The 22,850-nt window shown below is 54.1% G+C and carries 15 protein-coding genes; 5 read left to right on the forward strand and 10 right to left on the reverse strand.

Features of this window, described 5'->3' with window-relative positions; all coding sequences use genetic code 11:
• The 4 genes from ABD949_RS29975 to ABD949_RS29990 form a co-directional block, all read right to left on the reverse strand.
• Positions 1-1,923, reverse strand: a complete 1,923-nt coding sequence (locus ABD949_RS29975; protein ID WP_345250135.1) for a tetratricopeptide repeat protein — start codon at positions 1,921-1,923, stop codon at positions 1-3.
• Between the two features lie 126 nt (positions 1,924-2,049).
• Entirely contained in the window at positions 2,050-2,172 is a 123-nt protein-coding gene (locus ABD949_RS29980) for a 30S ribosomal protein THX (protein ID WP_345250137.1), read from the reverse strand.
• A gap of 71 nt (positions 2,173-2,243) precedes the next feature.
• The gene (locus ABD949_RS29985; protein ID WP_345250139.1) at positions 2,244-4,463 is read right to left on the reverse strand and encodes a S9 family peptidase; all 2,220 of its coding nucleotides are present in this window, start codon (positions 4,461-4,463) and stop codon (positions 2,244-2,246) included.
• 58 nt (positions 4,464-4,521) lie between these two features.
• Positions 4,522-6,450: a hypothetical protein gene (locus ABD949_RS29990; RefSeq protein WP_345250141.1), complete on the reverse strand. Its 1,929-nt coding sequence runs from the start codon at positions 6,448-6,450 to the stop codon at positions 4,522-4,524.
• 50 nt (positions 6,451-6,500) lie between these two features.
• Here ABD949_RS29990 and ABD949_RS29995 point away from each other — a divergent pair, with 50 nt between their 5' ends.
• Positions 6,501-7,550, forward strand: a complete 1,050-nt coding sequence (locus ABD949_RS29995; RefSeq protein WP_345250143.1) for an IS5 family transposase — start codon at positions 6,501-6,503, stop codon at positions 7,548-7,550.
• A gap of 230 nt (positions 7,551-7,780) precedes the next feature.
• Here the strand turns inward: ABD949_RS29995 and ABD949_RS30000 are convergent, their stop codons facing one another.
• From ABD949_RS30000 to ABD949_RS30010, 3 genes are all read right to left on the reverse strand, one after another.
• Entirely contained in the window at positions 7,781-11,080 is a 3,300-nt protein-coding gene (locus ABD949_RS30000; RefSeq protein WP_345250145.1) for a S41 family peptidase, read from the reverse strand.
• A 205-nt stretch (positions 11,081-11,285) separates the two neighbouring features.
• Positions 11,286-13,862, reverse strand: a complete 2,577-nt coding sequence (locus ABD949_RS30005) for a TonB-dependent receptor (RefSeq protein WP_345250147.1) — start codon at positions 13,860-13,862, stop codon at positions 11,286-11,288.
• 131 nt (positions 13,863-13,993) lie between these two features.
• On the reverse strand, positions 13,994-14,737 hold the full coding sequence (locus ABD949_RS30010) for an SOS response-associated peptidase (protein WP_345250149.1): 744 nt from the start codon (positions 14,735-14,737) through the stop codon (positions 13,994-13,996).
• A gap of 236 nt (positions 14,738-14,973) precedes the next feature.
• Here ABD949_RS30010 and ABD949_RS30015 point away from each other — a divergent pair, with 236 nt between their 5' ends.
• Positions 14,974-15,459 carry a DUF4385 domain-containing protein gene (locus ABD949_RS30015; protein ID WP_345250151.1) on the forward strand — a complete coding sequence of 162 codons (486 nt, stop codon included), beginning with the start codon at positions 14,974-14,976 and terminating at the stop codon, positions 15,457-15,459.
• A gap of 372 nt (positions 15,460-15,831) precedes the next feature.
• On the opposite strand, the gene ABD949_RS30020 is transcribed toward ABD949_RS30015, so the two are convergent.
• On the reverse strand, positions 15,832-16,053 hold the full coding sequence (locus tag ABD949_RS30020; RefSeq protein ID WP_345250153.1) for a hypothetical protein: 222 nt from the start codon (positions 16,051-16,053) through the stop codon (positions 15,832-15,834).
• 98 nt (positions 16,054-16,151) lie between these two features.
• On the opposite strand from ABD949_RS30020, the gene ABD949_RS30025 reads away from it, so the two are divergent.
• From ABD949_RS30025 to ABD949_RS30035, 3 genes are all read left to right on the forward strand, one after another.
• Positions 16,152-16,583 carry a response regulator gene (locus ABD949_RS30025; protein WP_345250154.1) on the forward strand — a complete coding sequence of 144 codons (432 nt, stop codon included), beginning with the start codon at positions 16,152-16,154 and terminating at the stop codon, positions 16,581-16,583.
• Between the two features lie 104 nt (positions 16,584-16,687).
• Positions 16,688-16,945 carry a hypothetical protein gene (locus ABD949_RS30030; RefSeq protein WP_345250156.1) on the forward strand — a complete coding sequence of 86 codons (258 nt, stop codon included), beginning with the start codon at positions 16,688-16,690 and terminating at the stop codon, positions 16,943-16,945.
• A gap of 247 nt (positions 16,946-17,192) precedes the next feature.
• Positions 17,193-18,080 (forward strand): bifunctional 5,10-methylenetetrahydrofolate dehydrogenase/5,10-methenyltetrahydrofolate cyclohydrolase, encoded by an 888-nt coding sequence (locus ABD949_RS30035; protein ID WP_345250158.1) that lies wholly within the window; start codon positions 17,193-17,195, stop codon positions 18,078-18,080.
• A gap of 332 nt (positions 18,081-18,412) precedes the next feature.
• Here ABD949_RS30035 and ABD949_RS30040 read toward each other — a convergent pair whose 3' ends face one another.
• Both ABD949_RS30040 and ABD949_RS30045 read right to left on the reverse strand, forming a co-directional pair.
• Positions 18,413-21,301 carry a hypothetical protein gene (locus ABD949_RS30040; RefSeq protein ID WP_345250160.1) on the reverse strand — a complete coding sequence of 963 codons (2,889 nt, stop codon included), beginning with the start codon at positions 21,299-21,301 and terminating at the stop codon, positions 18,413-18,415.
• Between the two features lie 77 nt (positions 21,302-21,378).
• A complete protein-coding gene (locus tag ABD949_RS30045; RefSeq protein ID WP_345250161.1) occupies positions 21,379-22,809 on the reverse strand; it encodes an aldehyde dehydrogenase family protein in 1,431 nt (476 codons plus the stop codon).
• Between the last annotated feature and the right edge of the window lie 41 nt (positions 22,810-22,850).

Consider the following 22,850-nt stretch of genomic DNA (forward strand, 5'->3'; position numbering starts at 1 on the left):
TCAGTTCAGCCGTTCTAACGCTGTTAAGTTTTGCCTGGCTTCCTCGTAAGTCGGGTTCATGGCAATGGCCTGGCGGATATCGGCGACAGCACCGGCCCGATCACCCAGGTTAAACCGGCACACCCCCCGATTGTGCCAGGCAGTGGCATTGGCGGGTTGCCGGTCGATGGTCCGGGTATAATCGTCGAGGGCGGCCTGGTACTGTTTGGCCTGGAGGTGGGCGAAGGCCCGTTGCGGCAGCACCAGCGTATCTTTATAGGGCATCAACTGCAGGGCTTTTGTGAAATCCGGAACAGCCGCTGCGGGATTCAGCTTCAGCCGGGTCAGGCCCCGGTTATAATACGTATCGCCCTGGGTACTGTCCAGGCGCAGGGCCTGATCGTACATCGCGAGGGCTTTTTGGGGCTCTCCTTTCAGGCCGTATACGTTTCCTAAGCCTTCGTAGATCCGAAAGCGATTGGAGCCATCTTTAAGGGCTGCGGTGAAATGCAATTCGGCCTGGTCAAGCTGGTTTTGTTTCCCGTAGTAAGTAGCCAGCCGTTCGTGGATCTGATCATCCTCAGGGTAATACCGCAGGGCGTTGGTCCAGAGCGTTTCGGTATTCTGCCAGACGGCTACCTGTTGGATGGTCAGGTAGAAAAAAACGACGGCAAAAAGTCCGGCGCCCACCCGCCAGGCCATGCGATTGGTGGGATTCGATCGGCTGAACTGCTCAAAACAAGCCACAAGCATGAACAACAGGCCGAAATAGGCCAGATAGCTGTAGCGGTCGGCCATCAGGGCGGTGCCGACGGTCATAAACTGCAGGACCAGCACAATGGTTACCAGAAAAAAGCTCATACCAAACGCCACCACGCGTCGGTTGTGTCTGAAGGCCCATGCCATCACTACCAGATAAAGCAGAAAAGCGACTGGCCCCAGCCAGTACGCAGGGGGTATTTTGGTCACATCGGCCGGGTAGGGGTACAGCGCCGACAAGCCGTAGGGTATAACCAGTTTGATGAGGTAGAGCAGAAACCCGTAGGAGCCATAGACCAGCCACCGAAGGGCAAACGGCTCCTGGCCAAGCGCTTCTTTTTGTTGGCCCGCCATGGTCAGCAGGCCGTAAAAATTACCGCCCCCCTGCACATTTACCGCCAGCCAGCCGAAAAACAGCGCAGCGGCAAAGAAGGGAGCTTTGCCCGTAAGACTCGCCCGGCTCAGCGGCCGACGCCCCTGTATATAGTCGAGGAGCAGCAGCACCAGCGGCAGCACTACCGCCATCGCTTTGGATAGGCACGCCAGTACAAACAAGCCGAATGTAATGAGAAACCAGCTTTTGTGCCCGGTTGTCTGGTAGCGAAGGTAGCTCAGGCAGGCCAGCAGAAAAAAGCAGGTATACAGCACATCTTTCCGCTCCGACACCCAGACAACCGACTCTACGTGCATGGGGTGCAGTCCCCACAGCAGGGCCGTAAAAAAGCCGATCCACTGGTTGCGCCGGCTAAGTTGGTAGGCCAGCGCGAACACCAGACCTGTATTCAGTACGTGCAGCAGGGTGTTGGTTACGATGAAGGAGGTGGCTTTCGGGCCGAACAGCGCTGCGTTGGCCGCCAGCGTCATCATGGTCAGCGGGTGGTAATTTAGCGCAACCGGCATTTGCCAGAGGGCTTTCAGGCCGGCGATCGAGGGCTGGCGTACGTACAGATTCTCGACCACGTATTCCATATCGTCCCAATCGACAAACTCGTTGCCGAAACCAAACGAGTAGGCAATGAAAACCAGCAGGGCGGCCGTAGCCATCAGCCCGTAACGACCGGCCGGCGATAGTTTTGGGCCCCGATGCGGTACCGGAGCGACTTTTCCGGCCAGGGGTGCAGCGGTTACCGGCGCGTTGGTACCGGCTTTACGGGATGCTGTTTTAACAGGTCTGGCTTTTGCCATACGGGTTGGTTTGGGGTCAGGTCGTTAACAAAACTATCCGATCGGTGGCGTATTGTCAAGGTTCCACCACAAACAGAAGCCCCCGCAGCAAACTGCGGGGGCTTCCGAAGATAGGGCGATCCTTCCTTAACTTTTGTTCTGTCCGGCGGCTTTTTCAGCCTGACCCTTCTCGGCGGCCGGTCGGCGGGTGTTGCCGAAGGTGCCGCGCCAGATTTTACCTCGTTTTGATTTTCGATCTCCTTTTCCCATAAAAAACTTGGTTTTACGAATTAGCAGGGGTGCAAAATAGGCAATAGTCCCACACGGATCAACCCACTGGCTTAATTCACCGTGCCGTTCTTCAGGTTTCTCTCCAGAAAGTCGGTGTACTGCTGATAGAGCAGCAGGTAGCTGGGGCTATTGTAGGCCACGCCATGGGCACCCGGCGGGTAAATGCGCAACTCATGATCTTTGCCGTTGTCGATCAGGTTTTTCACGAGCTGCATGGTGTTGCGCAGGTGTACGTTTTCGTCCATGGCCGAGTGGGCAATAAACATCTTGCCTTTCAGGTTTTTGGCGTACGAGGTAACGGCGCTCTGGCGGTACTTCTCGTCATTTTCGGGCAGAAGTCCCATGTAGCGCTCGGTATAAATGCTGTCGTACAGCCGCCAGTCGGTCACGGGCGCGCCCACAATCGAGACGCGAAATACATCTGGGTAGGTCAGCATGGTGTAGCTGCTGGTATACCCGCCGTAGCTGTGACCGCGAATGCCCATCCGGGCGCCATCAACCCATGGCTGCGTGGCCAGGTACCGTGCGGCTTCGGCAAAGTCTTTGCTTTCGTACTGCCCTAATTTTTCGTACACCATTTTTTCGAAACGCCGGCCGTAGCCCCCGCTGCCCCGGTTGTTGACCCCCACAACCACATACCCTTGCTGCGCCAGGTACTGATGCCAGGCCGACGAGGCAAAATCATTGTAGACCGACTGGGCACCCGGACCTCCGTATACATCAATCAGCACCGGGTACTTACGCGAGGCCGTGAAGTCGGACGGCCGGATAATGGAGATGTCGATCTTCTGGCCGTCGGAGGTCGTAAAACTCGTCAGTTCCTTTGGGGCGTAGGCGAGGTTGTTCATCAACTCTCTGACCCGGCTGTTTTCTTCCAGCGTCCGGATCTTCTGTCCTTTGGTATCCCAGAGTTCTACCTGCGTGGGCGTCGATACGTTGGAGTAGCGGTCGATGTAGTACTGGCTGTTGGGCGAGAAGTCCACCGTATGCCTGCCAGGGGTTTGCGTCAGTCTGCGCTTGTTGCGGCCGTCGAAATCCACCACGTACAACTGGCGCTCCAGGGGAGACTGTTCTGTAGCGGTATAGTAGACTTTTTTGTTTTTGGCGTCGATCTGGTGAACGTAGGTTACCTCCCAGTTGCCTTTGGTGACCTGGTTCAGTAATTTGCCGGCATAGTCGTACCGGTAGATGTGGGCGAAGCCGTCGCGCTCCGATACCCAGAAGAAATCCTGCGAATCGGCCGGAAAATAGAAGTAGTGCATGATACCAGCGAAGAAATCAAAGACATCGATCCAGGCGTCAGACTTCTCTTCCATCAGCAGGCGGGCGTCGCCGGTGCGGGCATTGGTAAAAAACAGTTTCAGCTCATTCTGTTTGCGGTTGAGGTGTACCACAGCCAGTTGCCCTTCCTGCGAGGTCCAGTAGATGCGCGGGATGTACCCACCAGCCAGATCGACTTTCATCCACTGCTTCTGACCCGTGGTAACGTCGAGCACCCCGATCCGGACAACCGGATTGGCATCGCCCACGCGGGGGTAAGGAACCGAGTCGTAATTCTCGTCGAAGCCGGCAAAATCCGTCAGGCGGTAGATGGGTACCTGCCGCTCGTCCGACTGCCAGAAGGCAATGTATTTGCTGTCGGGCGACCAGCTCCAAGCCTGCGCCAGGCCGAACTCTTCTTCGTACACCCAGCCGAAGCGGCCGTTGTAGAAGAACCGAGCGGCATCGTTGGTCAGCTGGGTTTCTTTCTGGGTGGCAAAATCGTACACAAACAGGTTTCCGCCCCGCTCGTAGCCAACCTTGCGACCGTCGGGGGAGAGTTCGGCCGTCTGGGCGTCTTTGGCAACCAGCTTTAGGCTTTTGTCGGCAAGGGTGTAAACATAGTAGTCAGAGATGCCGGACCGGCGCCAGACCGGGCGGAAATTGCTCTGGAAAACCAGGTTCTTTGAGTCTTTCGACCACTGAAACGCGGTATAGCGAAACGGCTGGGTGGTACCGGGCAGGGTAAGCTGACTACCGTCGAAGGCGACCTCTTCACGCTGGTCTTTTGGCGAAAAGATCTTGATGCGGTTCTGGCCTTCAATGAACGAGAACCGGTTGCCGTCGTCAATCCAGTTGACGCTCCTTGGTCCCTGAGAGCCGGCCAGTTGGCTACCGGTGCTGAGGGCCTGCGCCAGGTCGGTAAAGCGCTGCTTCTGCTGGGCCTGCGCCAGAGGACCGGCGAGTAGCCATAAAAGAATGAAGTGTAAGTATGAGAATCGATGCTGCATAGAATAGGTCTTGAAATCAGGAAAAAATCTATCAAACATAACGAAAAAGAGCCTATCCTTAGCGTCCGGCAGGGTAATATGCCTCGGCTGTGCGATCCCGTAATTGAACGAAGGTGACCGTGATCAGCGGTTTAAAACCCCATTGCCAGCGGTCACTGACGAGCCGTACCGCCTGAATCGGGTTGACGGCGCGATGGTTGGCATCCATGAATTGGATAAATGACGCGGTAGTGGCTTCCGGGTAGGTGAGAATGACTCCGTTTGCCAGCATGGGCGCTGAGATCTTGTGCCTGAAGTGCTTACCATCCCTTGATTCAATCTCCAGCGCCAGGGGGGGCGGCTGAAAAATAAACCGGACCAGTTGCCCGAAAAATGAATACTGCACCTGCGCCTGCAATACCTGAAGGCCGTTATACGCCGGAATCGTAATCTGGTTATTAAGCCGCGTTCTGAGGAACTGCCGGCCTGCCGTGTCGATGGGGGTTGGTCGAATTTTCCGTTTCAACAGCAGCCAATCCTGGTGCTGGTCTGCTACCTGGTAGTATTGACGCATAGCGATTTTAGTTCGCGCTTCGTCGGCAAAGGGAAAGCGGTTGTCGAGCGTACTTTTGGCAGCATGAGTAAAGAGAATGTAAGCGGGCGCTTTGGCCGACCGATAAAAGGTCGCATTCAGCGAGTCCAGGTACCGGTTCGTCACCTGATACGTTTGGAAAACCGGACGGGGACGGTAATTCAGAGTCAGGTTATTGGCATATATCAACGAAACATCCAAAGGACCTGCATCTACCGTCGACGATTTCAGCGCAGAAAGCCAGTGGGCCGGCAACTGGTTAGCCGCCGGGACTTCGGGCTTTGGCGGAGCCGGTTCGCCAAGGCTTTGCCCATAGGTTAGTAACTGCCGGAACTGGTAAACGTTAAGACCCTGCTTTACATACCGTATATTGACGTACAAGCCACACATAATAAACAGAAAAGCCGGAATCAGCATGGCTCTGGCTAACCGGACTGACTGACCGAAGAATATGATCAGGGAAACGGGTAGTAATCCCAGCTTGAAAAACAGCGCCAGGTGCCAGATGTCGGCCCGGACAAAGGCTTCTTTAAACAGAATAAATAACTGCATTCCCGCCAGTGTTACCACAAAAAGCTGATCTAACCTGCCGATTGTAACTACTTTTTTTCTGGTCTGTATCAGGTAGCCAAAAGGAATAGCAGCGGTAAGTCCGAGTAATCCAAAGCCCAGGGCCATTACCCGGTTGCTGTTGGGGGGCAGGGCATGCATGGTGTCGTTATAAGAATCAACTACCTGAAGACATACCGCAACAAAGTTTACCAGATCGGTATTCAGCCAGACCGAAGACAGCCATAGACTAAGCAGAGCAATGGCCCAGCCGAAAACCGGCCAGTACCAGGGCAGCCTCCGGGTGAGACTGTAATACGTTACGTAGGTCAGCACACATAAAAAAGTGACCAGCCCCACATTGGCTTTCACATAAAAGGTAAAGAGACTTAATAGCAGTGCGTACCCGACTAACCAGTGCCGGTTGGTGCGTAAATGATAAAACAGGACAAACAGACAAAAATAGAAGACGTAGAATGGGGGCTCACCACCAAAAACACTGTGCAGGTAGAGAACGGCCCCAACCAGCATTACCATGTTGAAGACCGTGAACCGGCGGGTGAGAAAAGCCCAGATGACGAAGCCGGTTTGAACCAGGAGCCAGGCATCATAGACGATAATCTCCCATTTTTGGGTAGCGATCGGCAGGCGGGTACTGCATAGGAAACCGAGCGGACCGTAGGTAAACGCAAATTCGGTGCCGTACCGGAGGTTGAGTAGCCGGGCGAGTTGCAGGGCAATGGACCAGGAGCCGTCGGCATTACCCATTGAAGGGGTATTGAAAACCGTCCAGTTGTCGAACGTGAGCAGGGTAATAAAAACGCAAAGGGGCTTTGTTGCATGGCTCATCCGGTGATAGCTAAACATAAAAAAGCACTGGTAACTTTGAGATCGCCAAACCATCAAAGTTTCCCCGAATGGGTACCAGTGCTCAGCGAAAGATACGCTTTTTTACGCCTAAACAAGCCGCAAAAGGCCCTAAAATTGGCAAACACTCCCAACCAGTAGCCTCTAAGCAGCCCAAAACCGCGTACCGACTGACCAATTGGCCCGCCTACAACCAGGCGCTCATCCAACGCGGTAGTCTGCAACTCTGGCTGGATCAACAGACCCTGGAAAACTGGTATTTCACCGGCCCCCAAAAGCCCGGTGGGGCCTTTCGCTATTCGCAGGCCTGTATCGAATGCGCTCTACACGTTAAGTATGTGCTAGGACTGGCTTTCCGGCAAACTCAGGGCTTCCTAACCAGTTTACTACAGACGCTCAAGCTCGACCTGAAGATACCCAGTTATACCCAATTATGCCGTCGGCAAGCTCAACTCAGCCAACAACTAGCGCCTACTCCAGCCGCTTCTACCGATTCACAGGCGGTTTACCTGGTGGTGGATAGTACGGGCGTGAAGATGTATGGAGAAGGGGAATGGAAAGTCCGTCAACATGGCTCCAGTAAACGCCGGAGCTGGCGCAAAGTGCATATCGCTTACGATGAGGCTACCAACCAGGTGTTAGCTATCGCGCTGACTAGCAGTGATGTGGATGATGCCTCTATGCTGCAACCCTTGCTCGAAGAGCTTACCATCCCCGTCAATAGAGTAGCTGCCGACGGGGCTTACGATCAAAAGAAAGTGTATGCCTACCTCCAGCAACAGCAGATTCAGGCTATCATTCCCCCGCGAGCCAATGCCATCTTGTGGACTGATCGACAAGGCCGACTCCTGGTGCACGAGCGCAACCAGGCGGTGTTGGCCATAAAAGCGCTAGGCTTGGCCGAGTGGAAATGGCAGGTGGGCTATCACCGACGCAGTAAAGCGGAAACGGGCATGTATCGGCTAAAAGTGATCTTTGGGGAACGCTTACGAAGCCGGGGTTTAGCCAGCCAGCAAGTGGAGGTGCGTATCAAGGCGGATTGCTTAAATCAGTTCTGTCGATTAGGCATGCCTATGGCCGTCAAAAAGCCTCCAACCTAGCCATGCAACAAAGCCACGCAAAGGATAAAAAGTACTCCCCGGGGTGGCCCCTTGGATTTGGCGCTCAGAGTCGTTTTTACAGTTGCCGGGAGGTGCATGATATGGATTGATCGCTACCTAAGTAACCTAAAATTAAAAACTTTTACCAATCTGAGTGATTTTTACAAAAAAAACGCATAGAAAGGCCCGGCTTTGTGTTAAACCGGGCCTTTCTATGCGCATAAAACGGCTTATTTCTGCCCCCCTGATACGGCAATCGGGCGGCTGATGAGGAGTTCTTGGACGGCCCGCTCCAGTTGCTGGTCGCGGCCTTTGGCAATTTCTTCGGGATCATTTCGAACCAGCACATCCGGCTCCAGTTGGGTGTTCTCCATGTACTTGCCGTCATTGGTGATCATGCCGACCTGCGGAATGCCGAAAACGAGCGTCGGGTCAATCTGGCTTTCCCACCAGACGGCCGTTCCGGTACCGGGTACCGGCATCCCGATCAGCTTACCGATCTTGTGGTTCTTGTACGTGTAGGGGAACATATGCGCATCGGAGTAGTTGCTTTCGCTCATCAGCACCGCCGAGGGCTTAATCCATTTGCGCATCGGCTCGTGGCCGCCTTTCTGACCGCGTGGCACCATTTCAATGTATTTTTCGCCCTTCAGGAAAGTCGCCAGATCATCGTGGAGCCAGCCGCCCCCGTTGAAGCGGGTGTCGACAATGACGGCGTCTTTACCGGCGTTTTTGCCCAGCACTTCCTCGTAAACGGTGCGGTAGCTGGGATCATTCATGCCGCGCACGTGGACGTAACCAACTTTTCCGCTTGATAAACGATCAACTTCCTTACGCCGGGTTTCAACCCACCGGCGGTAGCGAAGTTCGTTTTCTTCGCCCAGCGTTACCGGCTTCAGTAATTCCTCCCAGCGGCTATTGTCGGCGGGGTTGTAGAGTGACAGCAGGGTGTTTTTGCCGGCCTTCCGGTTGAGCAACTGGTTATAATCCATATCAGCTGTAATCGCTACGCCGTCGATCTGCTCGATGATTACGCCTGGTTTCATTTTAGACGTAGCGTTGTCGAGCGGACTGCGGGCAATCACTTCGGTCACCTTCAGACCGTTACCGGTATAGGTCTGGTCGTAAAACAGGCCCAGCGATGCGGTAGCGTCCAGGTTCTGCTGCGGATGGGCGTAGCGACCGCCCGTATGCGAGGCATTGAGTTCGCCCAGCATTTCGCTCAGCATCTCGGCAAAGTCACGGTTGTTGGTGATATAGGGCAGAAACTTCCGGTACTCTTTGTAATAGAAGTCCCAGTCAACGCCGTGCAGGTCTTTAACGTAGAATTTCTTCTGTACCTGCCGCCAGGCGTGGTCGAAGATATACGCTTTTTCCGCCAGGTAGTCGAGGTTCATCTCACCGTTAATGGTAACGGCTTCTTTTTTGCCCGACTCGGCATCAAATCTGGCAATTCCCTTCTCCGAGCGTGCAAACAGGTGTTTGCCATCCTTGCTCATTTCCAGTTGGTTGCCGACGTCTTTGGCCAGAACTTTGGTCTCGCGGGTGCGGAGTTCGGTCACCCACAAATCGGAGGTTTTCTCGAAGCGGGCCAGGTAGAACAGCTTTTCGCCGTCTTTGGATAAAACGGCGTCCGACAAACGGGAGGAGTGAATCGTGAGCCGGGCTTTCCGGTCCTCAATACCTTCCAGTTCTATCTTCAACAGCGTATCTTCTTTCTCCTTCTTATCAGCTGTAACCACCCCATTTTTGTCTTTTTTCGGATCTTTATCCGGTTCGCTTTTTTTATCTTTCTGGGTTTCTTCCTTGTCTTTCTTCTCTTTATCTTCTTTCTCCTTCAGCAGGGCAAAGTCTTCTTTGCTGAGCTTAAAGCGATCGAAGCCCTCCTTGGTGAGAAATAAGGCATATATATCACCTTCGCCACCCCAACTGGCGTGATTTTTCATGCCGTCTCGGTCGGTGAACATCAACAGGGCTTTACCGCCCATAGCCCATTTGGCCTCGCCCTCGTTGTAGCCGCTCTGAGTGAGGTTGTTTACCTCGCCTTTGCCGTCAGCCGACACCAGGCCTACCTCACTGGTAAAGATCTGATACGGTGCAAAATTGACCACAAACCACTTGCCGTCCGGCGACCACTGGTAATACTGATCACCGTCGGAGTACGAGTAATTTTTGTCGGCGGGGAGAATGGTGCGGGTGGTTTTGGTCGCCAGATTGACTACTTTCAGCACTACGCGTTCTTCAAGGTAAGCCACTTCTTTGCCGTCGGGCGAAAAGTAGGGCTGGAATTCTTCAGCAGGGGTAGCAATAACCGGTTCTTCTTTCAGGATGGTCGATGCGTAGAAGTAGGGCTCTTCTTTCCGGGAAATACTGGTTTTATACACATCCCAGTTGTTGCTGCGTTCGGCGGCATACACCAGCGAGCGGCCGTCGGGGCTGAAACTGACCGAGCGCTCCTGCTCCGGCGTATTGGTGATACGTTTGGTAATGCCCCCTTCCACTGACGTAACAAACACCTCACCCCGGACAATGAAGGCAATCTCTTTGCCGTTGGGCGAGAGGGCCATTTCGGTAGCTCCGCTGCTGATCGGGACAATCTTCTGCGATACCATGCGGCCGTCGTTCAGGATCTGAACGTCAACTTTCTTCGGCTGGCCGTTAGGGGTCATGGTGTAAATCTCGCCGTCGAAGCCGAAGCACAGGGTGCCGTTGCCGGATGCGGTCAGAAAACGGACCGGGTGTTTGCTGAAGTGCGTAATCTGGGTGCTTTGCTGGGGTTTATCCGTCGAAAACTTATGCACATTGAAGGTGCCGCTTTGCTCGCTCAGGTAATACACCTCTTTGTTAGTTGCATGGAACACCGGGTTTCGGTCCTCGCCGGCAAAGGTGGTGAGCTGGGTATGTTTACCCGACTGGGTATCGTACATCCAGATATCGCGGGCAATAGAGGAGGTATGATGTTTCCGCCAGGCATCTTCGTACCCCTTAATGTCGTGGTAGATCAGTTGCCTGCCATCCCGGCTGAACCGGGCCATTTCCGCCGGGGTAGTCAGCTCCATTCTGGTGCGGCCACCACTCACTGGTACGGTGTAAACTTCACCCAGCAGCCCTAGGGGGAACTGAGCGTTTTTAGCGTCGTCGGTGCGCACCGACGAAAAAAGGATACGCTGGTTATCGACCGTAAAATCAGTCGGCAGGTCATTGGCCGAGTGGTAGGTGAGCCGTTTCGCTTCACCGCCGGCGGCCGGCATCACAAATACGTCGAAATTGCCGTAACGGTCGGAGGCAAAGGCAATGGACTTGCCGTCGTGCGACCAGACCGGCATAAAGTCGTGACCTTCGTGAATGGTCATCGGCACCGCCTGCCCACCGGCGGCCGGTACCCGGTACAGGTCACCCTGGTAACTGAACACAATGGTTTGTCCATCAGGAGAGAGGGAAGGATAGCGCATCCAGAGCGGTTTCTGGGCGTAGGTATTCGCACACAATGCCCACGCTACCGCCATACCCAGCAAGGTAGATTTTTTCATACAGAATTTTAATGTAGTGAATGGTATCTGCAGCCGGTGATTAGTCTGCCCGGCCGGCGTATTTTAAAAGTAATTATTTTTCCGGAATAACCGGATGCCCCATAAAAAAAGCGGGAGCTGGTCATTAAACCAGCTCCGCTAAATCCATCAGAAGCGTAAAGCCTCCGCCAGAAACGAGTTAAGAAATATCAGGTGAAGCTCTTTATTACCTTGGCCGGCCACCCGCTGGGGCTGCCTGCGGTTGTTGCTGCTGCGCCCCACCACTATCTTCGCCCTGCTTCACGTCGTCGTTGTTGACCGACTTCCGCCGGCGGAACACGGGCTGGTCGAAGCCCATCTTGCCGAACCGGTAGTTGAAGTTCACCCGTACCCCCCGGTTGTAGAGCTGCGTCAGGCTGTTCTGGGTGAAGGCTGGCGTACTGAGTTCGTTGCGGATTTTGAAGGCGTTCATCAGGAAGTTTTCGGCGGCTAATCCTACGCTGCCTTTTTTGTTCTTGAAATCCTTTTTGACACCGAGGCTGTAGAAAGCAAAACCACCCTGGGTACCCTGCAACTGCACCTGCGGACCCCGCATGAAACCAAATCCCTGGACTCCCCAGCCATGTTTCATCTGCAGGCTGGTAAATAACCGGGCGCTGGCTACAAGGCCGGAGTTGCTGGCCCGCAGCGACGTATTGTTGCCATTGTTGGTCAGGTAGACATAGTAAACCTCGGTACCTCCACCAATCTGCCACTTCGAGAACAGCGTGGCATTCCCAAACAGGTTTACCCCGTACGCTTCCTGCTTACCGATGTTCTGGTAGGTCGTTGTGATAACACCTTCCTCGCTGGTGGTCCGGACACTCTCAATGGAGTTGTTGGTCTGGCGGCCGTACGCTGTCAGGTTCAGGTAAACCGATTTGATATTGGTGCTGTAGCTGGCTTCTACATTGTCGGTCAGTTCCGGTTCCAGATACGGGTTACCGATCGTGATGTTCTGCGGGTTGGCCGCATTCAGGTTCGGGTTCAGGAACTGAATCCCCGGCCGCTGCAGCCGGCGGTTGTAGGCCGCCCGCAGTGTTTTGCCACCTTTGAGCGATTTCGATATGTTAATGCTCGGGACAAAGTTGCCATAGTCGGGAAGGTCAATTGGTTGCTCCGCCCGAAAATCAGCATTGATCATGGTGTATTCGTACCGGGTTCCCAGCTTAAACGTATATTTATTTTTTGTCGAGAACGTGTAAGACACGTAAGTCGCGGCTACGTTCTGATCATAATACAGCGCGTTGGTCGGACGGTTCGGGTTGATCTGGTACGCGCCGTCTGCCCCCGAAGCGATCAGGTAGCGGTAATCGCTCTGTACCTGCCGGAAAATTCCTTTACCCCCAAACTCAATCTGCTGATTCTTGCCCAACGGCGACTGATAATCGGCCTGGATGGTGGTTTCCTGGTTGAAACTATCGTTGTCGTTGCGCTCACGGCCGAGGATACTCTGCGAGTTATCAAGCAACTGCGCAATGAAATCATTGGTCCGGTTGTTCCGGCTATATTGCGTGAGCAGACTAAACTCCTGCTGGGGCTTGCTGAGCTTGCGGGTGTAGTCGACGTTCACGTCTACTGTTCCCGACATGTCCTTAATATCAACATCGCGGTAAGAAGTCCGCATAGGAGTTACCCCAATGGTCGACATGGTCGTCAGAAACTGGGTATTGTTACCGTTGCGGGCACCATAGCGAACGCTGGCCGTGATGGCGTTGTTTTTATCGATGTCGTAGTCCCAGCCCAGGTTGTAGGTCCCGAACATAAACTGGTTGAGCGTCCGGGCTGACTGGCGAGTAATGGCCGTTACCACACCGTTCTGCATGCTGGTCTGTGTGTTGTCGAACGTGCCTTTAATGTTGTAGTTGGCCCGGCCGAAACCACTGAGCGAAAAACCCATTTTCCCCGTCCGCAGGTTGCCGTTCAGTCCCAGGTTAGAGCCCCGGTTGCCCACACCGGCATCTACGTTCAGGGTAGCGCCCTGCAGGGTATTCTTCTTGGTAATGATGTTGATGATACCGGCTGACCCTTCGGCATCGTACCGGGCTGAGGGGGAGGTGATTACCTCGACCGTCTTGATCATATCCGCGGGAATCTGCTTCAGCGCATCGGCCACGCTGCTGGCGACAATGGTCGAAGGTTTGTTGTTGATGAGTACCCGCACGTTCTGGCTGCCGCGCAGGGTGATGTTGCCATCGAGATCGACCGACAGCATCGGTACCCGGCGCATCACATCGGTGGCATCGCCCCCGCGGGTCGTTATGTCTTTTTCGGCATTGTAGACCAGCCGGTCTACCTTCTCCTCGATCATGGCGGCCTGCCCGGTTACTGTTACTTCCTGTAGCGTCCGGACTTCCGGAGCCAGAATAATATTGCCCAGGTTGATGGCGTCGTTGCGACGGTCAATTTTGATGTTCGGGATGATCTGGTTGCGGTAGCCGATAAAGGAAATCAGCAGCCGGTATTCACCGTCGGCAACTTTAGTCAGCGTAAAGCGGCCTTTATCGTCGCAAACGGTACCGTCGATGGGTTTATTGGTGGTTGGATTGATCAGCGCCACGCTGGCGTATTCTACCGGATTTCGGGTGGTGGAATCAATAATAACACCGGTGATCCGGCCGCTGCCCTTGGGCTGGTCGGCATTGGCCGTACCGGGAATGGCGGCCGCCGGTCGTTGTTGTCCTCCTCCGCCGGGGAAAGGCATTACCTGCGCCGTAACGGCCGTAGCACTTCCAAAAAGCAGAAGGAGTAATAAATTTTTCATAGGGAATGAAGTATATAGTTCAGAAAAGCGTGATAAAGATACCGCCCGGGTCAGGGATTACGTAGATGAACATGACAGACCGGGCTATTCAGCGGGTAAACCGAGGTAAAACCGGGACGAATGGTAGAGGCCTATACGAAGAGTTCGGCCCGGTCTTTCAACTCCGGGTAATCGGCCGGAGCCTGAACCTCCGGGACATCGGTTGGTTCGGTTCGTGACGTAATACGCTTGCTAATGCTGTGGCTGTGCATCTGGTCGGCCGGGAACAGGTCACCCGTAATGGCCAGCACATCACGTTCGGTCAGGTTGTCGTGCAGCCAGGCTTTTTCAGCCTCGGGCGTCAGCACGACCGGCATCCGCTGTTTGGTGTTATGGATGCGCGCCAGCAGCGGATTGGCTTCGGAGGTGAGCAGACTGAACGTGTGCAGCACTTCACCCGTTTCCGGATCGGCCCATTCATCCCAGATGCCGGCAATGGAGAAGACCTTCTGGTTTTTCAGGTTAATAAAAAACGGAAATTTCTTACTCCCGATGGTATGCCATTCGTAAAAGCCGGTTGAGGGAATCAGGCAGCGTCGGCCGGCCTGAATGGCCGAGCGGAAAGATGGCTTGTCGAATATCGTTTCGGAACGGGCGTTCAGGGTTTTGGCCCTGATTTCGTCCGCATCTTCGCGGGATTTAGCCCATTTAGGTATTAATCCCCATTGGAGCAACTGAAGTTTGCCCGGCTGCTGGTGCGTTACCACCGGCCAGTCGGGAAACTGGTAGGCATTGGCGTGATAAACAGGGTCAAAACCAGCCGGAGAATCGAGCTTGGCTTTATACCGCTTTTCCAGGGCTGGCTGGTCAACACTTAATGAATTATGAAAGCACATATAAGCAGAAATTGAATTCCACCGTGTCCCGGTTGGCGGGCATAACTGAGAAACAAATTTCATACCTCTTCTGTTGACAAAAGCCCATTATTGTGCAAAAGCGCATCCCTCTTGGTTGTCTGGTGCAGTTGGTGGTGAAAACCTGCGCTCAGGCTGAAAAAATTTAGAAGAAATTGGTTTACTAACAGGTGTGTCCTTGTGCGATTGTTCTATTGGTCTTTTAACAATGAGTCATTATGCCGTTTGATTATTCGCTCGATTACCGGACTATCAATATGCGCGAGCATCCGGAATTATACCGGGTAGGGAAGGGGGAGCAGGGTGTTTTGCTGGTAGAACCCTATAAATCAGAAATTTTGCCCCACTGGCGGTTTAAAACCCCGGAAATCGCCCGTGAGTCGGCAGAAAAAATTTACCAGCTTTTTCTGGAGTATAAAGCAGCGGATGATTTCGTAGGGATGGATATGGCCCGGAAGTTTCTGCAGATGGGCTATACCCGCTCCCGGCGCTACGCCAACCACCGCTCGGGTCAGAAATACGACGGCCCCGTACCCGACGATCAGAAAGGCCGCAGCGGGGCCCACGGCCGGGCACAATTACCCCGCGAGGAAGACCCGGTTAAAGCCGAGAGTGCCCGTATTTTTTATGGAATGTATTTATTGGCAAGGGAGGATGCAACCTACAAAAACCTGAAGAAAGCCCACCAGGAGAAATACGGCTAACTCGGGAAGAAGGGCCAAAGGGCCTGGCTAGCCGCCGTATATCAACAGGTAACCGTCCTCAAGGAGCCGGCGACCGAGAGTAAACTGAGTTACGTAAAAAACATCGTCTTTGACCACTATGCAGTACAGGGCATCATTAACTTGTCGTTGCCTGTTCAGGTAAAGCAGTGCTTCGGCTAATGTATTGAATTCTGTTACTGATGGCCCACCCTCCGCTTCCTGATCAGGTGTCCTTATGTTGCTCATTTATATCCTGGAGAAATCAGTTACAAAGATCGATAGCTTTACTATCGAAAAGATTAATTATAGGTTATAATATAAACTATATGCATAAACAAAATTTATAGCATAAGCCTATAGCTAAAATAAATATTATTGAGCAAATATTAGCCGATACCCTGAGAAATCGATCAGCTGCAAACCCTGCACAAAAGGGACTACCTCATAAAGCCCGTCGTTTTTCGATACAATACAGTAGGTTTCCTCTACGTCATTCTGTATACGACGTACATACGACAGGGCTTCCGGAAAACTGGTAAAGGCTTTCGGACTCGTCAATTCTCCTTCTTCAACACGGTCGAGCTCGCCCATCATTAAAAAACAATTATAATCTCACCTGTATTAATCTAAAATAGGGCGCTTATTGTTTTACAAGCAATACATTATTAACTCAACGGAATAAGATCCCCTACATGCTGCAGGCCAATTTGCCATATAGCCTGGTGCTGATAGACAGTGGCCAGGGTACCCCAACCGACCTTCAACAAGCGCTAACTGACCAACAGTCTAAAGTCCGGCTTTCCATTCTATCCGACAAACAGCAGGCGCTGGCCCAGCTTTCCCCGGCATCAGATAGCTTGTTTCGGCAACGTCAGGTAATCCTGTTCGATCTGGAGCCGGGACAGACTACCGATTGGGATCTGCTTCGGCGTTTGGTGACTTCTAAAGAACATCTTTCCAGTCCAATTATTGTATTAAGTAATTCTACGGAGACTGAAACCATCCGGAAGGCCTACCAGGAAGGTGCTGCTTCATTTCTGGCCCGTCCGCAGTCGGAACAGGACTGGCAGGCGCTATTTTGCTCGCTGACGCGCTACTGGTTCGAGACGGTAACCCTGCCGTAATTTTCCCCAACTCAGATAAATAGTATTACTCAGACAGTTCCTCGCTAAACTTTCAAACTTTTGCAGTAAGTAGGGGTTTAGTGGTATTATATCGAGGAGACGTTATGAAACGATTTTTCACCATCAACGAATCACTGGTCGATCTGGCCACGAAGGCTAAGGAGGGCGAAGTAATAATTATTCACCAGCGGGAGATTGAGGAGGACGATACTGATAAGGTGCATCAGTTTTTCTGGCTGCACAAGATGTGGTCTAATCGCCTGGAGCCGCTATTGAAACACGTTCAGGATTATTTTCGTCAGCAGGGCGTTACCTTCCGCTACGTAGTGCGGAAAGCGGAACACGCTCAGGCAAATGGTTAACCGACCTGACACAGCATACACAAATTATTAAAGAAAAATCCGGCTCCCTGGCCGGATTTTTCTTTATCCAGGCAGCTGCATACTTTCATAACTACGAAGGAAACCGCAACCGGGTAATTGCCCTCTCCCGAAACAGGCTTATCTTAGCCGCTCATTCAGCCTGTTTTATTTCCTGTCTGGTATCGGATGTACTTCATTGTCCGGCTGACAGCCAGAATTGGCTGAACTAAAGAACGTTAATATTTTTATGCAGCTTTTAGACGGTAAGTACCTCTCCCAACAAATCAAACAGGAAATTGCGGCTCAGGTGGCCGACATTCGCAGCCAGGGCGGCAAAATTCCGCACTTGGTGGCCATTCTGGTCGGCAACAACGGCGCCAGCGAAACCTATGTGGCCAGCAAAATGAAAAACTGCGAAGAGGTTGGTATGAAGTCCTCCCTGTTCCGGTTCGATACCTCGGTCACCGAAACCGAACTGCTCGACAAGGTACGTGCGATCAATAACGATCCCGATATCGACGGCCTGATCGTGCAGTTGCCGCTGCCCGACCACATCTCGGCCGATAAGGTTATGGAGACCATTCACCCGGCCAAGGATGTCGACGGCTTTCACCCCATCAACATCGGCCGGATGGCAAAGGGGTTACCTGCCTACATCTCGGCCACTCCGCAGGGCGTACTGGAAATGCTCAGCCGGTACAACATAGAAACGGCCGGTAAGCATTGTGTGGTGGTTGGGCGGAGCCAGATCGTTGGGTTACCCATGAGCATCCTGATGCAGCGCAATACCTATCCCGGCAATTGCACCGTAACGCTCACCCACAGCCGTACAAAAAACCTGGCGGAGATTTGCCGCTCGGCCGATATTCTGGTGGCTGCGCTGGGACGGCCGGAGTTCATCACCGGCGATATGGTTAAAGAAGGAGCCGTGGTGATCGATGTCGGACTGGAGCGGGTGCCCGACGCCACCAAAAAAAGCGGATTTGCCTTAAAAGGCGATGTTAAGTTCGATGAGGTGTCGCCAAAGGCCGGTTTTATTACGCCCGTGCCGGGTGGCGTTGGCCTGATGACCATCTGCTCGCTGATGCAGAACACCCTCAAAGCCGCCAGGGAAGAGATTTACCCGAAGCCGTAAGCAGATAAGCACGTTAAGGATATAAATACAAAGGTCAGCCTGATGATGAGGCTGACCTTTAGTCGTTTATTTAACCCAAACCCTAACTTATATGCTCAATATTTTATGTCGTGTCCTGTATTCCTCCGGTCGTTTTCGTATGCCGCCATCTGTCAGTGATGAGCGATGGCGGCATACAGTTGTCACGATATTTTGTTAAGAGGAAGTTGTGTGTGGATAGTTGTTTACCGTTTGATGAGTCAAAGTTGCACCGATCTCCTGCGTTTCTCAATATACTTTCATACGAAACGACAATTTTGGCCTCTCAACCGTATATAAGGCTGGTTCATTTGTCAAAAGCCGATGTCGATCACCAGCGGCTGAAACAGCCATTCGCCGGTGTTGAGGTTGTAAATGGTCCGGACACCGGCTTCCAGGGGCGTCCGCAGCCGCATGGGGTTAAACACAAACGTCAGGTCCAGCCCGGCGGTGCTGTATTGCCGGGTAATGGTCTGTGGCCGTCCCTGCTGTGTAACCCGGCTCTGCCCCTCGGCCGCGTCGAAGAAACCGGCGGCTTTGACCCGCTGAATATACAGCCACCGCCCCAGCGCCCAGTGGGGGTTCAGCAGGGGCAGCCGGTACTCGGCACTACCGATCCGCAACTGGTCGAAGCTGACGTATGACTGCCCGCGTGGGAAAAAGACCGCCGGACTGAACCGGTAAGTACCCCGCATCTGCTGCTGATAGCCTCCGCGTAGCCGTAACGAGTGGTGTTTAAGCAAACCCGGAAAAAACAGGCTGCCCTGCACCGCCCACAGTTCGCCGTTCAGCGAACCGCCAAATGGGGTAGTGCGCCAGGTGGCCGACAGCGCCTGCCCCCAGCGCGGAGCTACATCACGCCTGCTTTGCCGGAGAGTTCGGGAGTAGCTGAAGGCGTAGTTGACCGTATTCAGCGACCGGCCAAAGCCCACCTCGGTCAGGTACCGCACGGGCAGGTCGTAGCCGCTTACCTGCTGGTATCCGTAATTGGCCGAGAGCGTCAGGTTCTGCAGGTATTTGGATCGCGTCAGGATCAGCGGCAGCCGGAGCCCTGCCGTGAATTGATTATATTGCCATTTGTCGGTACGCAGACTGTCGAGGGGTTCGCGTCGGTCGATGTACAGGGAGGTGTTCCGGTTACCACTCTGAAACCCGAGGTCGATGATTGGGTACAGAGCCTGGTAGCTGAGATTGGCGTAGATATTACCCACCTGCTCGGGCTGATTGTAAGCGTACCCGGCCGCAAGCTGGGTGGTGCTGAGCAGGTCCTGGGACAGCACGCCCACCGTAAGAGCCTGCCCGCTGGAAGTCACAATGGGGCCCCAACTGTAGATGTTTATGGCGTTACCCAGCCGCGTGTACCGGCTACTGGGGTAAGGCGTACCCGCCGGCAGCGAATCGCTCAGCACGGCCACCGCCTGCTGGCCGTTCGGCTGCTGCGCCAGCAGCGGCCCAAAGTAACGTACTTCCCGATCCCGCACCGACGAAGCCGGCACCCACTGCGCTGGGTCGAGCGGCATTTCGGCAATGCGGTGGCCCTCTACCGTAAAGTCGTGGAAGGCCAGCTGGCGACCGCCCGGCGATACCGATACGTGGTAGGCTCCGGTTGGTCGTGAGGTAACCTGGAAGGTCTGGCCGTTGCGGGTGTCAACCCCATAGATGTTGTCGATACCCGACTGGGGAGAGTTGTACAGCACATACGGACCCCAGGGCTGCGGATGACTAATGTTTTCGTTCTGTACCGGCAGCAACGGCCGGCGTGTGTTCTCCTGCGTATTGATGGCCTCAATGGTTTTGCCCCCGTTCTTCAGCGTCACCACCAGAATAGTCTGGTTATCCTGCCAGCGGGGATGCTGGTAGAACTGGCTGTCCGGATTCTCCAGTACCTGAAGCTCCTGGCCCGTTTCGGCATCCAGCACCACCAGTCGGGTCGTATAGGCTGCATCGTTGCGAACGGCCGCAAGTTTCCGGCCGTCGGGCGACAGCGCGGCTGCGGTATACCGTCCCCGGTGGGTGAGGTGCCGCAACCGGCCGGTAGTCAGATCGAGCAACCGGATCTCCGAGTACACCCGTTGCCACCAGCGTGGATCGTACTGGTATTCAATCCAGCAGGCTTTACCGCCGGCGGCAGAAAAGTGCTGCGGATCATTGAAGAGCCCCTGCACAAAAACTTTTTTCTCATGCCCGTTGCGGCTGAGCAGCACCAGTTGCGAAATGTCACCCAGGCCGGACTTGATGGCCAGCAGGGTGCTGTCGGTCAGGTATTGCGGATACTCATAATTGGTGAATACCCGACGGGTGGTCCGGACGGGGTAGTAAGTGGCCGGGGTGATGCGAAGTCCTTCCTGCTGTTTTCGCCAGGTTTCGTCGAGGTCGGCCAGCGTTCGGCGGTACAGCTTTTCAACCCGCAGGCCGGTGGTGCGCTTGAGGCTGTTGGAGAACGAAAACGGGTATAGCGGAAACCGGTAGTAGCGGTTCAGCACATCGCTCCAGACATTGGCTCCGTAATTGCGTTTCAGGTAGGTCGTCATGAAATACCCCAGCGTGTACCAGTTCGGTACATTGTCGCGGTAGGAGCCGCCCACCGCTTTCGGATAACTGAACCGGCGGCCGGCCAGCAGGTTGGTCCGAAACCCAAGATCGAAGTAGGGTATCCGGCCCCGGCCGCTACGGGTCAGCACCGTTTCGGTGCCCACGGCATCGCCCTCAAAGAACCAGTCGGGCACCCCCTGGGTGATTCCGGCCAGGGCGGCATAGCCCAAAACCGAATACACGGCTTTGGAGAACCCCGTCAGGGCCTTTTCGTTCTGCACTACATGCCGGAACTCATGGACGGCCAACTGATCGAGCCAGTCGAGCGTACCCAGAAGAAACGGGTCCTGCGGGGGCGTCGTCACAAACTCCGACCGGCGGGGGGTTAGGGTGACAAAGCCGTTGCTGATGGTGCTTTGGTTTTGCAGGATTATGCTGATTGGTCGGGGGCGCCGGGCAAGGGATGCACTAACGGGCTCGTACACCTGCTCCAGCCGCCAGGCGGTACGCTGGGCGGTCTGCTCCAGTCCCTGCGGGTAGAGCACCCGGAAGTTAGGCGTCTTGATTCGATACCAGCGAAGACCGGTGGGGTTCTGGTCGAGAACGGGTAAGGTCTGAGCGGTGGCCGTGAGCGAAGCCAGCCAGCCCATCCAGAGAAGTGTTCGCATCATCATAGTCTATGATACGAAATAACAAATAAACCTGGTTAACGGATGGAGAGCCGGGTTTATTTATGAAAAAATTATCCTTAGAAATACTTCATCAGCGCATGGATCAGCTTCCGGACCTTATCGGTATACGGCGGGTAGATGAACTTGAAGGTACCAAAGTCGCGACGCACCACGCCCCGCTGGTTCGAAAACTCCTGGAACCCAAAGTAGCCGTTCGACTTACCGATACCGCTGTTGTTGACCCCGCCAAAAGGAATGTGCGGGTGGCTGAACTGGAGCATCGTGTCGTTGATAACGGTATCGCCGGCGGAGGTGTTTTCCAGGAAATAGTTAATGTTTTTTTGATTCCGGCTATGGATGTACAGTGCCAGTGGTTTTTCGCCGGCATTGACGTGCTGCGTTACTTCTGCTTTGTCGCGATAGGTTACCACTGGTAGCACCGGTCCGAATATCTCTTCCTGCATCACCTGCATATCAGGGGTTACGCCCTCCAGCACGGTAGGTTCAATAAAGTTGCCGGCTTCGTTCGTCTGACCGCCAACCCGTACGGTGGCTCCTTTCTCCACCGCTTCCTCAATCAGATGCCGGACCCGCTCAAAATGCCGCCTGTTTACAATCCGGGCGTAGCTGTCGGAGACCTCAATTCCACGTCCGTCGGGGTTGTACATGCGCTGGATGGCCTTCTGAAAGGCATCCAGAAACGGCGCTTTCACCGACTCATGCACCAGCAAATAATCCGGGGCAATGCAGGTCTGGCCGTTATTAAGGTATTTACCCCAGGCAATCTGCCCGGCGGCTTCGGTTATACTGGCGGTCTCGTCGACAATGGCCGGGGATTTACCGCCAAGTTCGAGTGTAACCGACGCCAGGTGTCTGGCAGCAGCTGTCATTACGATGCGGCCCACAGCCGGACTGCCCGTAAAGAAAATATGGTTAAAGGGCAGTTCCAGTAATGCCTGCGCTACAGACGCATCGCCTTCAAACAGGGCTACTTCTTCGGGCGGGAACACCTCGCTGACCATTCGTTTTAGTAAAGCGGCCGTGTTGGGCGTCAGCTCCGAGGGCTTCAACATGGCCACGTTACCGGCCGCAATGGCAGCCAGCAGGGGCTTTACCATCAGCGAGAACGGATAATTCCAGGGGGCAATAATCAGTACATTACCCTTGGGCTCGTGCCGGATGTAGCCCGTAGTGCCCACCATGCTTAGGGGCGTTGGCACCCGCTGGGGCTTCATCCACTGTTTCAGGTTGCGGATGATGAACTTAAGTTCGGAGTTTACCGCGTAAATCTCCGCCAGCGTTACTTCCGGTGCGGGTTTACGGAAATCGGCATACATGGCCTGCTGAATAGCCTGCTCATTGCTTAGTACCCATTGCTGAAGGCGTTTCAGGCGGTCGATGCGGTCGGCGGCCGTGGTCAGGGCCATGGCAGATGCGTGCCGGCGCTGCAGGGCAAAGGTGGTTTTCAGGTTTGTTGATACGTCGGTGTCAAGCGTAGCGGGATTCATTTCTGGCTTGTATAACTTTGTTAGTCAAAAGGTATAGGTAA

The sequence above is a fragment of the Nibrella saemangeumensis genome (genome assembly GCF_039541915.1).
Classification (GTDB): domain Bacteria; phylum Bacteroidota; class Bacteroidia; order Cytophagales; family Spirosomataceae; genus Nibrella; species Nibrella saemangeumensis.